General features: G+C 51.1%; 12 protein-coding genes. 4 read left to right on the top strand and 8 right to left on the bottom strand.

Going from position 1 to position 14,156, the window contains the following annotated elements; genetic code table 11:
- The first annotated feature begins 67 nt into the window (after positions 1-67).
- From tnpC (EK369_RS21050) to EK369_RS21040, 3 genes are all read left to right on the top strand, one after another.
- Positions 68-1,579, top strand: coding sequence for an IS66 family transposase (gene tnpC / locus EK369_RS21050; RefSeq protein ID WP_127116252.1), 1,512 nt, complete (start codon positions 68-70; stop codon positions 1,577-1,579).
- A 553-nt stretch (positions 1,580-2,132) separates the two neighbouring features.
- On the top strand, positions 2,133-3,380 hold the full coding sequence (locus EK369_RS21045; protein ID WP_127116251.1) for a hypothetical protein: 1,248 nt from the start codon (positions 2,133-2,135) through the stop codon (positions 3,378-3,380).
- A 218-nt stretch (positions 3,381-3,598) separates the two neighbouring features.
- Positions 3,599-5,341, top strand: coding sequence for a type I secretion protein (locus EK369_RS21040; RefSeq protein ID WP_164727070.1), 1,743 nt, complete (start codon positions 3,599-3,601; stop codon positions 5,339-5,341).
- Positions 5,342-5,366: 25 nt separating this feature from the next.
- Here EK369_RS21040 and EK369_RS21035 read toward each other — a convergent pair whose 3' ends face one another.
- The 7 genes from EK369_RS21035 to EK369_RS21005 all read right to left on the bottom strand — a co-directional run bounded on the left by EK369_RS21035 (position 5,367) and on the right by EK369_RS21005 (position 11,670).
- On the bottom strand, positions 5,367-5,894 hold the full coding sequence (locus EK369_RS21035; RefSeq protein WP_127116249.1) for a hypothetical protein: 528 nt from the start codon (positions 5,892-5,894) through the stop codon (positions 5,367-5,369).
- A gap of 868 nt (positions 5,895-6,762) precedes the next feature.
- Complete coding sequence (tnpC, locus tag EK369_RS21030; RefSeq protein WP_127116248.1) at positions 6,763-8,280, bottom strand: IS66 family transposase; 1,518 nt, start codon at positions 8,278-8,280, stop codon at positions 6,763-6,765.
- A 70-nt stretch (positions 8,281-8,350) separates the two neighbouring features.
- Complete coding sequence (tnpB, locus tag EK369_RS21025; protein ID WP_127116247.1) at positions 8,351-8,698, bottom strand: IS66 family insertion sequence element accessory protein TnpB; 348 nt, start codon at positions 8,696-8,698, stop codon at positions 8,351-8,353.
- Positions 8,695-9,075 (bottom strand): IS66-like element accessory protein TnpA, encoded by a 381-nt coding sequence (gene tnpA, locus EK369_RS21020; RefSeq protein WP_127116246.1) that lies wholly within the window; start codon positions 9,073-9,075, stop codon positions 8,695-8,697. Before tnpA ends, tnpB begins: the two co-directional genes overlap by 4 nt.
- A gap of 145 nt (positions 9,076-9,220) precedes the next feature.
- Positions 9,221-9,535, bottom strand: a complete 315-nt coding sequence (locus EK369_RS21015; RefSeq protein WP_127116245.1) for a hypothetical protein — start codon at positions 9,533-9,535, stop codon at positions 9,221-9,223.
- Between the two features lie 82 nt (positions 9,536-9,617).
- Positions 9,618-10,106 (bottom strand): hypothetical protein, encoded by a 489-nt coding sequence (locus tag EK369_RS21010; protein ID WP_127116244.1) that lies wholly within the window; start codon positions 10,104-10,106, stop codon positions 9,618-9,620.
- Positions 10,107-10,215: 109 nt separating this feature from the next.
- Positions 10,216-11,670, bottom strand: a complete 1,455-nt coding sequence (locus EK369_RS21005) for an AAA family ATPase (protein WP_127116243.1) — start codon at positions 11,668-11,670, stop codon at positions 10,216-10,218.
- Between the two features lie 359 nt (positions 11,671-12,029).
- Here EK369_RS21005 and EK369_RS21000 point away from each other — a divergent pair, with 359 nt between their 5' ends.
- A complete protein-coding gene (locus EK369_RS21000) occupies positions 12,030-13,127 on the top strand; it encodes an SH3 domain-containing protein (RefSeq protein ID WP_127116242.1) in 1,098 nt (365 codons plus the stop codon).
- A gap of 57 nt (positions 13,128-13,184) precedes the next feature.
- On the opposite strand, the gene EK369_RS20995 is transcribed toward EK369_RS21000, so the two are convergent.
- Entirely contained in the window at positions 13,185-14,123 is a 939-nt protein-coding gene (locus EK369_RS20995) for a hypothetical protein (protein WP_127116241.1), read from the bottom strand.
- Positions 14,124-14,156 lie beyond the last annotated feature (33 nt).

The raw sequence follows: 14,156 nt of genomic DNA, 5'->3' as shown, positions 1-14,156 counted from the left end.
TGCGGCGGAGTGACTCACTGGCCGCTTTGGGCGGGCCGATACCTCGTTGTTTTGCTATGCAAGCGGTATGACCGCGCCTGATAAATTGCCCGACGATATTGCCGAATTGAAGGCGATCATCCGTGCCCAGCAGGATCAGAATGCACGGCTGGAATCTCTGCTGGCGGCGTTCAAAAAGGCGCTCTTTGGAGCCAAGTCCGAGAAGATTAACCCTGACCAATTCGAGTTGAAGCTCGAAGATATCGAAACAGCTATCGCCCAGGTCGAGGCGGAGGTGGATGCCGATGAACGTACCGCACCAGTACGTCCGCCCAAGCCTCGCCAAACCAATCGCGGATCACTGCCCAGGCACCTGGAGCGGATTGAAAAGATCATTGAGCCGGAGACCACCTGCACTTGCGGGGCCGTGCGCCATGTGATTGGTGAAGATGTCAGCGAACGATTGGATGTCACCCCAGCCCAGTTCCGCGTGATCGTAACCCGCCGCCCTAAATATGCCTGCCGCTCATGCGAGGACGGTATTGTCCAAGCGCCGGCGCCAGCTCACATCATCACGGGTGGGATGCCGACAGAGGCCACTTTGGCTCACGTGATCGTCTCAAAATACGCCGATCATCTGCCGCTCTACCGCCAGGCGCAAATCTACAGCCGCCAGGGCATCGACCTTGATCGTTCAACGCTGGCCGCATGGGTTGGCAAAGCGGCGTTCGAATTGACCCCGGTCTATGAGGCGCTGATGGCTGATCTGAAACAGTCGACCAAGCTCTTCATGGACGAAACGCCCGCCCCGGTTCTGGCTCCGGGTCACAAACGCACCAAAACAGGATACTTCTGGGCCTTGGCCCGCGATGATCGCCCATGGGACGGAGATGATCCACCCGGTGTGGCCTTCACCTACGCGCCCGGCCGATCCGGTCAATACGCAGACAAAATTTTGGACGACTTCAGCGGCATTCTGCAAGTGGATGGCTATGCAGGCTACAACCGCCTGCTCAGGCGCCCCAATGGGGAGGTGACGCTGGCCTATTGTTGGGCACATGCGAGGCGCAAGCTCTACGATGTCACCCAATCCAGCACGGCCCCGATTGCGCAGGAAGGGCTCGCCCACATCCAGGCGCTGTATCGCATCGAGAAAGAAATCCGGGGGCACAGCCCGGATGCCCGGTATGCAGCCCGCCAGGAACGATCAAAACCCATCATCGAAGCCTTCGAAGGCTGGCTTGCTCAAGGCCGGGCTCGCGTCTCCGCCAAATCCCCGACCGGAGAGGCCCTCAAATACATTGCCAAGTACTGGGGTGGTTTGTGCTTGTTCCTGTCGGATGGCCGCGTCGAACTCGACAACAATGCGGTCGAACGCACCATCCGCCCCATCGCTCTGAACAGAAAAAACGCCCTCTTCGCCGGGCACGACACTGGCGCAAAGAACTGGGCCATGATTGCGTCCCTGATTGAGACCTGCAAACTCAACGCAGTCGAACCGCACGGCTACCTGTCTGGAATCCTGAACGCCATCGCCCAAGGCCACAAACAGGCTGACATCCAAGACCTGCTGCCATGGCACTACGTAAAGGCCATGTGACCGAGGCACCGCTTACAATGTCCTTCAAACGGGTTCAGAAATGCGGGCTGGGATCGGCAAATGGCTGACATACTACAATGTCAACGCCCCCATTCTACGTATGGCACCTTAACCCCGATGAGGCCTATGAAAGCAAAACTGAATCACTGAGACTAGCAGCCTATATGAAACACTGATCCATCTTAGAAAGGCTGCAAACTGGTCGAAAACATACGACCAACTCTGTGAGTTGGGCTCAAATCAGCCCAGAAAGTCACCTTTTGACAATCCACGGAATCGGTTTTTTCGCATTCAAAGAATGCTGCTATGGCGGACGAAACGATTGAACTGAAGAGGAAAGATAATTCGCCGGTCTGCCAAACTGGAGGCATACCGGCGGAACATCGAGGGCTCAAGAAATTGAACTAACCCTGAATAAAATTGCTTGAGGAATCCATTTCTTTGCAAACCATCAATAAACATTCCCTCACTAGATTTGCATCCATCCGTCGGTGGGCGGGGAGTTGAACTGATTTGGCCTGGTGCGCCATGTGAGTGTGTTTGGAGGTAACAAATGCTGCAATTTTTATTGTTGGCCACGGTTGGTCTAGCGGGGGCAATTCTTGTTGGGGGCGGGGATTCTGGAGACGAACCAACTGATGAGAACATCGACGAGCTTGACGAAGATAAATCCGAGTTGCGTGATGATTGGTTGGAAAGTGACGAAGACAACCTGCCATTCATGGATGTCGTAGGAACTGACGGGGATGACGATCTGGTTCTGGATTCGGAAGACTTTGATGGGCGGATATCGGCAATCGGTGGAGAAGGGTCGGACAGGTTCATCGTGCTCCCGTTTGACGCCATCGAATCCGATGATGAAGTTGTTGCTGAGCTTTTTGACTTTGATCCCGATGAAGACCGCCTAGTAATTGACACTAACAACCTTACAAAACATGGATTTGACATAGACGGGCATATCTCAAGCGTGAGCCTAGAAAGAGACGACGATGCGGGAACCACTAGCATTCTTCTCGACTTGAAAGACGAAGAAAACCAAGATGAACCCGTTACAAAGCGCGTCGTTGTTCATTCTGAAAAGGTGATCGAGCAAGGTGACATTGAGTTTTATGGTTGGGCAGAGGATGACCTTAACTACACCGAATTTGACGAGCTGCCGTTGCGCACTCAATTCGACCCCGACTTTCCGACAAGAATTGTAATACCGACCGCACCGACCTTTTTTGTAGGCGCTGAAAGTGACGACGAAGTATCGGTCAACAGCCCTGGGCATACTGTACTTACCGGTGCAGGAAATGATCTGGTAGGTATTGAAACACCTATCGGTGGTGATGAGACGAGCGTGTTCACACAATCAGGTGACGATACAATTGTGGCAAGCGGAACCGACCTGGGAATTTGGGCTGGGTCAGGGGATGACTACATAAATACCGTGGAGGCATCTTCTGAGGTGACGGTTCAAGGTGGCGCAGGCAACGACACGATTGAATTGTCGATGGGGCAGCGGGTTCATGGCGGGGCCGGTTCGAACAGCTACATACTTCACTTAGATGAAGATTTCCCGTCGAATGAGCCAGCGCACGTTACAAATCTATATGACTCAAGTTTAGAAATACGTGTTCCACATGAGGCTATCGGCGACTTGGAAATAGAAAACCAATTCTCGGCAAGCGGTCATTATTTAGTGAGAAGTATAGTCACGATTTCAGGCGTGGAAGTTGCCCACATTTTTGGAGGAATGCCTGAAGGAGAGGGGGGACTTTCTCTGGACGACCCCCGAATAACAATCACCTCTATCTGACCTCACGTGCCTCAACTCTAGTGAGAGCATTGCGCCCAGTTGAACACAGGGTGCAATGCGTTGTTTTCTTGTTGAGACCCCTGTAAGTGTTTGAAATATATTAATTTAAACCAAAAAAATCAACTAAAAGCACGCCCAGATTACTCTTGGCGCTTAAGAAGTTTTCAGTCCCCACTTGCGAAACTCGACTCGGGTGAAATCGAGTAGTGGGTGGTGAAATGGCGCAACACGTTTCTTACAAATTGGAAGCCTTGAAGGTAGACGATACGGTTATCTCAGTAGACCTTTTTGGTGGGAATATCCTCATTAGCCGGGATGAAGTTGGCGTAGATGGCCGGTATGACGAATTGGCCGAAGAGCTTGGTGTGAACGGCATTCGCTTCCCTGGCGGGGCGGTAACTGAGATGTATTTCGATATCAATGATCCAGATGCCACCGAAACAATTCATCCCGAGAACGGTACAACCATCGAACTGATGCCGTACTCTACTTTCATGGAATTTGCACAAACTTCTAACCATCCAGTGAATATCGTTCTACCCACTATTTCTTTGTTGTCAGAAGAAACAGATTCTAACGGTCACAGATATACGAACATCAACGAGGATGACTTCCGAACCTTCATTCACGACACACTTGAAGGAGACTACGGCCTACCCAACATAGCTGCCTTTGAAATTGGCAATGAGTACTGGGGAAGTGGTCAGATGACGTCTGTCGAATACGGCCGCGTGGCGAGCGAACTGTCGGTAATTGTAAAAGATGAAATCATGCTCGCCGCACTCGATAACCCAGAACTAGCTGAAATCGATGTTCTCGTGCAGATGGGCTACAACTACAACTTTGCTAGGCTCACGGACAACTACGACCACCTAGAATCCAATTCAGAGATCCTCGCCGCACTGAGCGAAGACTATGGAATCGATTTTGATGAAAACCAGTACACATACGGTTCTGGCGATATAAAGTGGCCGTATATTGCCAACGAACTCATCCAAGCAGAATTTGATACCAACGAAGAAATTGAGGCGATGGATGGCATTGTCGCTCATCTCTACTCGAAAGAACCAGTAATCGAGGGTTCACGTGGAAGAGACCTGAGCGTCATTGAGCAAACCTGGCGGGACGACAACCCAGAGCTGGAGATCCACATCACCGAATGGAATCAAAAGGCCTCAACCAATGCGTTCGACAGAACAGAAGACTACGGTCTCAAACAGGCGCATGAGATTCTCAATATCATGGACGAAATGATAAGCCACGACGTTGCCGCCGCATACGTTTGGCCTCTGTTGCAAAACACAAAAAACGCGCTGAGCTTTGGACATGAACACGATGAGTTGTCGGTTTCAGGCGAAATGTTCAAAATGATGTCTGAAACCATGCCGGGAAAAAGAACTGTAGAGTTTAGGCCCATTGGATCGGATGAGGAACCTGCTAGCCACGTGCACGCTTACTACGGCGATAACGAGTTGGTGTTCTTCGTTGCTTCAAACACTGATGAAACCTCAACAACTGAAATCGACTTGGAATCACTGGTGTCAGACTATGGCAGCATAGAAGCGCAAGTTATTGGAGTTGTAGAAGGTGAACCACCCGGCGACACTCGAAGTGAGGCCGAGGTTGAAGAGCTGGACGAGGCAGACGTTTATGAAGAAAACTTCCTGATAGCCGACCTAGATGCTTATGAAATCCTACATGTTGTTTTCAGAGATGTTGAGCTTACCCCTGAGATGGCGGAGCTACTTGAAGACGAAGAGATTGAAGTGGATGAGGGTGAGATAGATCCAGATGATGAAGACGACGTATTCCCACCAGATTATGGTTTGCCTCCTGAAGTTGAGGAAGAGGAAGAGGAAGAGGAAGATGATAGCGATTCAATTGACGATGGTGGAGGGCTGGACGCGCTGGGCTACCTGCTGCCATTTCTGCTGTTGTTAGCGGCTTTTGGTATTGGATAACGAAGGAAGTTTGCCAGTGTGAAACTCACGCTGGCAAACTTGCCCACTCATGAAATGCGCTCAGAATTAAAGAGCTGCTCTGTTTCTCGCCAAAAGCCTTCAGGTCCCCGAGACCGCGGGCCGCATTGAGAGACAAGGAGTAAATCCACATCAACAATTTTTGCATTTCCACGGGTGGCTCACAATTCTCGCACTCATCAAACCATTCGGAAATCTCGCTGAGGAACTCATCAACAAGGCGCTTAGAGTAGTGGTGGGGAGCAAGTCTTTTCTTCAGGATTCGACAAACTTCGAACTCAACCAGATTTAGGAGGCTCACGAAGTAAGGTTGCCAGCCATAGCCTTTAGAAATGAAAACCCCGCGCTCTAACTTTCCTTCGGATATGAGCTTCCCAACTTGTTCGGTTTTTAGCCTCAACGCTACCGCCACTTCATCTATAAAAAGCACGTGCTCGCTCGGATGAATGGGACAAATGGATCCATTGTTCCAAGAAGGTATCTCGCTTGACCGGACAGTGATGTAGTCGAATTCGGATCGCGGCCAAGCAGTCATGGTGTTCTCCAATTGTAGCAGTATCGCTGAGCATCCGGCGCCTCGATGCGGAACTTGTTTTCAAATGAAATGTTGGTTAACAAATTTTCTGAGTTACTCACTCTGTTTCGGCTCCAGTTTGCATTGCCATGATTTCGCCCAATGCGTGAACATTGTGTTAAGCCACAGTTCGGCTAGCAGATTGTGTAAATCCTGGATTAGGGCCGCCTATCAAAATCATTAAGCTTCTGTTAACTAAGAGACACGTAGAATTCCTGCTCATATGCTATGGTTTCTAAAAGTGCGTTGGTATTTGGGAGTTTGGCTCCTAGACTGGTGCTTAGATCCAGTCTGCACAGGAGTAATGCGTCCTTATGATGACCGCCCTCACAGGGACGTATGTTCCGTGTGTGACAGGTCCGTCAAGGAAATCGAATCTGACCAACGCGTGAGAAGTCGACGGAGATGGTCGTTACTCTCTCCGTCAAGTCGGTCTTAGAGGTCAGCGACCTTTTTTACTTTTCTGTCCCCTAGAACATAGCTTTATCCCGCCAGTGATCTTGTGCTGTTATGCTTTTGTCTGATCTGTTGGGTAATCGCGCTTGGCATTGGGTCCTCTGGGCGCCGAAGCTCCCAAAGGACAAAAGTTGGTTTTGGTTTTGGATTAATAAGTTTAGTGGGCGCTGCCGTCGCCAATTCCTATTCTAAGGGGAATAGGTAAAATTTCCGTTAAGGTTGTTTATTGAGGAATTTTTTCTACTTTAAGTTGCTCTCGAATGCCGTCTCAGCTTTCTTTGATCTGGCGCGCAAGTAACACATCAACTGGTTTCCTCATATGCGATAGGTGCCCGTCCGTTGAACCCGACCTGTTGAAGGATCGCGAGGTCTGTTACGCTGCTTGTGCAGCGTAACGCCAGGGGAGGAGCTCGTCGAGGCGTGTGATCTTATGATCGGCGATTTGAGCAAGGACCCATGTCAGCCATGCTTGAGGGTTGACGTCGTTGAGCTTGGCAGTTTCGATCAGGGTGAAGGCGATTGCCACGGCTTTGCCGCCACCTTCTGAACCTGCAAACATCCAGTTTTTACGGCCAATGGCCACGGGTTTGACGGCGCGCTCAGCGGTGTTGTTATCCAACTCCAGATGCCCGTTCTCAAGGTATGGCCGCGCCTTTGGCATCCGGCCAAGGGCGTAGCGAATGGCCTGGGCCAGTGGCGACTTGCCCGAGATTTTGGGCAGTTGTGCGTGCAGCCAGGCTTCCAGATCATCGAAGATCGGTTTTGCTCGCGCCTGCCGCAGCGCGACACGTGTGTCGGGGGATGTGCCCCGCGCGTCTTTCTCCACGGCATAGAGTTCCGCGATCCGCCGGATCGCTTCCTCGGCAATGGCATTGCCCTGGGATGCGAAGACATCCACGAACTTGCGGCGGACATGGGCCATGCAGGCCATCTCATCAGCCTTGTCATGCCCGAACAACCCGTTGAATCCGGAATACCCATCAGCATGGACCCAACCTTTGTAGTCTGCAAGATGGCTCACCGGATGTTCGCCCTTTCGATCAATGGTGAACTGATACCAAGCGCAGGGCGGTGATGACCCAGACCATGGCCGCTCGTCGCGCACATAGGTCCAGACCCTTGCCGTTTTGGTCTTCTTGTTGCCCGGTGCCTGCATCTTCACCGGCGTATCGTCGGCAAAGAGGGCTTCGCCGCGACGCACAATCCGTCCGATCTCATCAGCCAGTGGTTCCAGCAGCGCCGTTGATCGGCCAACCCAATCGGCCATCGTGGAACGGTCTAGATCGATCCCTTCGCGGGCATAGATCTGGCTCTGACGATACAGTGGAAGGAGATCAGCATATTTGCTGACCAGAACATGCGCCAGCAGGCCGGGACCGGGTCTGCCGCGTTCGATAGGACGCGACGGCAGCGGCGCTTGGACGATGGCTTCGCAGCCCGCGCAGGCTTTGCGGGGCCGAACGATCCGGTTCACGACGAAGCGGCCCGGCACATACTCAAGCTCTTCGGTGATATCCTCGCCAAGTGTCTTCAGCTTGCCGCCACAGCGCGTGCAGTCCTCTCCTGGAGACAGAACTTCTTCATGCCGGTCCAGATGGTCCGGCAACGGCTTGCGGCTGTGCTGGCGCGGTGACTTGTCTTCAGCAGACGGCGTCTCAGGTTGCGTCTGTTCGAATGCAGCCTCAGCAATCGCCTCATCTTCTTCGAAGGTCAAATTAAGCTGGTCGAGGCTCTCGGAACGCACACCAAATCTGTGGCGGTTTTGGCCCGCCAGTTGATGCTTGAGCTTCTCGATCAGCAGAGCCTGCGACTTGACCTCATCCGCCAGCAGACGGTTCACAGCCCGCAGTTCAGCAGGATCATCAGGCGTGATATCGAGGTCCTTCAGCATTGCCGATGCTATAGTGGATCAGGGACAAAACGTGAATCCCAAAAGCGCTCAAGATGCTGTATTTATTGCCCTATCCGACCTTTAGCGGACGCCACGTCTTCTGCGGCATCCGCCAGTCGATCCCTTCCAGCAGCATCGACAACTGTGCTGGCGTAACGCTGATCTTGCCGTCCTTTGCAGCGGGCCAGACGAACCGGCCTTTCTCCAACCTTTTGCTGAACAAACACGCCCCCTGCGCGTCCCACCAGATGATCTTTAGGAGATCACCGCGCCGTCCCCGGAACACAAAAAGGTGCCCGGAATAAGGATCAAGCTCCAAAACCTTCTCGGCCTGCGCCGCCAAGGTGTTGAACCCACGCCGCATGTCCGTGACGCCAGCAGCAAGCCAGACGCGTGTGTTGCTTGGCACCGGGATCAAGCTGTCAGACCCTGCACTAGGCTGACAACAGCAGACAATGCTGTCGGTCCCTCAACCAGAATGCGCCGCCCATCCGATAGGGTGATATCAACCCGGCTGGCCGACAGAGGAACAGATGGAGGCGGCATGGGCACGCCAATTGACCCAGGTTCGCGGGCAACATCAGCCTCGATCTCAACCGGCAGAAACGTCGCTCCTTGAGCGGACGCATCAGCCTCTGGCGCAAAACGCGGGTCCTTCAGCCATTTGAAAATAAGGTTCGCGTTCACCGCGTATCGCCGCGCGACCTGCGCAACTGACACCCCGGGTGTCGTCACCTGCGCGCAAATCTCACGCTTCTCCTCGTCAGCCCAAAACCGCTTCTTCCGCCTGCTCATAGAGTGCCTCATGGTGTCCACTACCGATAGTGGACACTTAGCTGGCCCTAACCAAACGCGTTAGGTCGGGTTCAACGGACGCTCACGTTGAAAGGCTAAGATTTGCCGAATTCATAGGCATCAAAAATTGAGGGTTCAAGTTATTCTATTGTTGCCATTCGCCTATAATTTTGAGGTGGCGAATTGCACGACCTGCAAGAGGGGTGAGATAAGTGTTTTCGCCTTTCAACAATTGGCGTTCACGGAAAAGGCTTATGGTTTCACGGTGTTTAAGAATCCAAGAAGCGTTTCTCGACTCATCATCATCGAGTTGGCGCAGCACATTGATCTCGTTCTCAGTGAAGCCTGCTAAAGCGTCCTCGCATTCGTTGGAAACACTTTGTGTTGCAGTCCTTCCCTCTGAAAGCCAATCATCTACAGCTTTCCCTGTTGCTAAATCGTATTTGTCAGAATTCCTCATTGATCCGCTTTCTATCTTGGATTCTAGATGAGTTTAGGTTCTTCCTGATTGTCTGCCAGGGATCCGGTCAGCATTCTCCAATCTATTCTTCTGTCATTTTATTAACAGCCACATCGACGTCGATAGAATAGTAATCCAGCGCCAGTTTCAGGAGGCTTTTGTGATTTTCCTTTTGGTGATCTGATAGTTCGGTTTCATCTGTTATTGTAAATGTTGGCGTCTTCTCCCCTGTAGCCAAGTCCATCAACCTGGAGATTTGTTCGGTGTCACCTTTTGCATGGTAAGAAATGGTAACTCCCTGTTTAACACTCTGGAGAAGTTGCAGAACCTTTAGGGAAACCTTTTTGGCCTCGGGAGCCTTTGCCAGGAGATTATTCATTCTGTCGAAATAATCTCCTTGAGGCCAGCTTGGATCTGGTTTGATTTCAGATTCCCAAACCTTGTGGCTTCCATTTTCAGAAGAAATCACTCTGATCTTGGTTGGCCACATCTCACCGGAAGCTTCACGAGAATACACAAAGAGAAAAACAGCTTGCGGGCTGGTGACTTCACGTTTTTCAGGGGTTTTCATGGTTGTTTGACTTTCGGTTTCCTAAAATCGATCAGAGTATCAAGGTCTTCTTCGGCTCCTGAGGTAAGCAGGGGTTTCGCTTTACCTGGAGCCGAATTGATCGTGGTTTCTAAGCCGTTCCCAGTTGCTGCTGATTTTCATCAAAGATATGCCGGATCAGTTCGGAAAGGACACGAATGGAGCGGTGTTCCATCCAAGTACTTTCTAAGTAAGCAACATCACCCGCCGTCAACGGCAGGAACCGCTTATCGACACCAAGAGATTTCGCATAGTCGTCAACGAGGCTCGAGACGATTGTACGGAGTTGATCTGGTTGGGGGGGATGGACTTCGCACACTGCACAACGAGACAAAAACGGCCGAGGAATAAGGCTGAGATCGTTGGCGGTGAAAACCCAGCAGATACCAGATGCATCCACGTTGGTCGTCAGAAATTTCTCGTAGTAGGTGCTGGATTCAGCGGGTTCCAGAAGTCCAAGAAATTCAGCCCATACATCTCCGTTATGTGAGGGTCGAACCTTGTCGATTTCATCAATCAAGATGAGTGGATTCATGAGCTTTGCGTCAGCCACCGCCGTTGTCATGATTGACGGAAACGCCGAGCTCCAACCGCCGGAAACACCTAGAATCTGGGAATCGTTGTGTCCACCTACATTGCCTTCGGTCACCGGTACGTTCAGCACCTTGGCCAGTTCGCGACACAACCGTGTTTTCCCTGTCCCTGGTTCTCCTGTCAGAATAATCGGGCGCAGACGAATGCGGTCGTCGCCAAACTGCCAGTGCCGGCGCAATGTGCCCGAAAGCAGATCGATAGCAGAGGAAGCATTCGGAAACTTGGACTTAAGCCCCGTTACCTTTTCGAGCTGCTCCTTGGTGATCCGAGCATAGTCAAGTTCCCGAAATACGTTATCCAGCTTGCCCGAAATGTTTTTGCGGATGTTGGTCGGCAACTGCTTTTTGTCTTTTTTTACATAGCGGTTGCTGCCCGCGGGCGACTCTGAGACCTCGTGCTTTGCATCCTTGATCAATGAGCGTTCACGCATCATTTCGTGGGCCTCATGTAGGTTGGCGCTTTCCCGTTCGATAATGCCGCGGCGCAAGTCGTCAATGGGAAGCTTGGTTAGAAGATGTTTGAGTTCCTCGGCGAACTCATCTTCATCAGCATGCAGGGCAATCCAGTGTTTGATGCGCATCGCGAGTTCAATGTCCTCAATTTCATCATTGCCGGCAATCCGGTTCGCCTCCTTTTCTACCCATGGAGAGTTCTCGACTATGCGTGCGTGCATTTGGTAACGGAGGTCATCCTCACTCACGGTTTCCAAAATCAAGCACTCCAGTTGTTTAAGACCGGTAGTAGAAACGTCAGACAAGGCACTAGAAAGCCAGTTGACCACGTGTGCCTCACCCTTTGCCCATTGCTTGATGCGCTCTTGCCAAACGGGATCGTTTTTCCAGCTGGCATCTTCAGAAGAAGTGGAATCCGCTTCATCGACCGCAAAGGGCGACCGCTCTTCTTCATTCATCTGGTTGAGATGCTCTTTGCTCTTATTCTTTTTGTCCGCCATTGCGGCCTCCTGCACTCAAAATGGTAGGAGGGCAGGGACTCGAACTCTGGTCAGTCACGGTAATCTGCTGCCGACGTTGAGGTGGTATAAACCCGACCACCGCACCTGCGCCCTCCCACAAAACGTGGGTTGATATCTGCCTCAGGCAGATATTCTGGTGGACGCGGTATGGTTGAGTGCATTGGACATGCGAGCAAGTTAGATCAACGCTTTGGGACTGTCAATTCGTTATCTCTAAAACTGACGATTCATGAATTTCCTTTGTAGATTGTTAAAACTAAACAATTTTTTTGGATGAGGTTGACTCGAGTTGAATTCGTTGCCCTTGTGTCAAAAATACTTATGCGGGAGTCGAGTGAATGAAAGTTGTGCGCTTGTTTGCGTGGGTTGGCCTATTGTTTTTTTCGCCTGTGGCCCCATTGATAGCCCATGCGCAGAGTGTCGGAGCCTACGTGATGGTCGATGTAGGCAAGCTGAACGTGAGATCGGGTCCTGGCACCAGTTTTCCCGTGCTTGCGCGAATCCCTAAAGGAGTTGGAGCAAAGGTTATCGACCGTTCCGATAGTTGGGTAAAAATACAAACGTCGGCTCGCAGCAAAGCCACGGGTTGGAAATGGAAGGTCTATGAGGGGTGGGTAAGCGCAAACTTCATTCGTCAGCCCACAGCTCGTGAGGCTTACCGAGCTGAAAAGGATTCAGGCGATTGGTTGCTGTACTGGAAAAACCAATCTGATGTTTACACCACCCCGGTTGGGGATTTGGTCCTACGGACCAAAGCAGGCAACAACGAGATTTTTGCAGGTGGTCAGAGCTTTTACATTGACGCATTTAGGGTAGGAATAGTTCATCAAAAGGGTAACTGGTTTTTGCTTCAACGCCTAAGCGGTGGTTCTGCCTGCCCTGCGATGTACCAATGGGTAAATGCTGATGGCCCTGCGCTCCAACTATCGGAAGTGTTTGGCGCTTGTTTAGATGGATATGAGGTTGAGGAAAGCGAACATTCAGTTCGGGTCACTCAGCTTGCCGCAGCAGCTTCAATGGGCAAAGTTGCGTTTGACTACAATGGAAAGTCTGTAGTTAAGACACTGTTAGGCCTGCCGGACGATATCGTCGAGAACACTTTTGACCCAAAGTCTTGGATTGGGAAACACCCGTACTCCTACCTGAGTGCTGCGGGCAACGAAGGAATGCTAATTGACCTGTTTGGCTGGAACAATCTCGAGCGTGCGCGTTGGGGAAGTAACGGGCCTGGACATGAAATGAAGGAAATTGACGGCTGGGTTGTTGGCAAGGCATGCCAAAGAGCCTTTTGTAACCAAAACGAGACAGCGCTAGCGATTTCGGTTCGCACAGGAATGCCAATCATTGCGGTCAGAGCAGAAGGGGGATCTTGGCAAATCTTCGGTAATGTTGAAGGGCAGTTACCCATCGGACTAAGGCAAGTAATCTATAACTAATCTGCTTGGCGCGTAGTCAGTCGATCAGATTTGTACGCGCCGCTTAGATTATGAAAGTCACCGGCAATTTTCACTGGGCTGCCCTACGTTGAATTCTCGATCTAGTAAGGATCCAACATTTCCTTCTTCGTCCACTGAGTACGTACGGCTTTCATAAAATGTTTTTGCGTCTCCTTCGACCAGTCCGCTGATACAGAGGGTTAGTTCTTGGCCATCATAGTTTAGGAATCTCTTCTGAAACCAATCTTCCCGAATGATGTTGGCGGAAAGGGTGTAGCTCTCGTTTGGCGGAATTAGTTTTCCGCCCTCTAATTGCACCTTGGTTCCTGTAATCGAACCTTTCAGGTGAATTTGTGCACTGAATTCACGAACAACAAGATTTCTTGGGTTCTCTACGTCGATAGCAAAAGCGCCGATTGTCGGAGGTGAGAATTCAAACCTAAGTGTCGAAAAAATTGGCCAAACAGCAATGCTCTGTGCGATTGTTGATGTGTTGATCGCAGTTCTTTCCGTATTTTCCGCCGTAGTTTGCCCAGCTTCCTCAATGGCTTCGAGCTGTACACTTGCCTCGGCAGCAAACCTTTGAACCTCTAACATGTAGTTTGCCACAGCGCCTGGGTTGACCCACGCCCAGATTACGCCTGCAATGGCTGCTGCCCAAGCAAAGAACTGCCCGATGTTAACTGCAATATTCAGTCTTTGATCCCATTCGCTCCATCTATTGGTACTTTCGGTTTCTTGTCCCGAGTAGTTCTCCGTAGGATTGCCTTTGGCCTGTTGTCCTGAGTTCATTTGATTGTCTTCGTGTCTAATTTCTTTTGGCGCTGTCTGTTCAGAGTCTTGTATGGGGAGAGTTTGTAAAAAGAAAAACTCCTTATTGGTGTTAGTGGCGATTGTGTTGCCATACGAGCACTCATTTGGAGGCAGGGCATTTGGTTTCCGAAAGAGGCCTCGGAAATGAACCGCCCCGGGTTTACCGGAGAGTTTCTGGTTCAATAGTTATGCCGCTTTCTCAACGGCGCTCAAGTC

This window comes from Shimia sediminis (assembly GCF_003990645.1).
In the GTDB taxonomy this organism is placed as follows: Bacteria; Pseudomonadota; Alphaproteobacteria; order Rhodobacterales; family Rhodobacteraceae; genus Shimia; species Shimia sediminis.
Note: the sequence above shows the minus strand (reverse complement) of the source record. Positions and strands in the feature narration are given on the sequence as shown.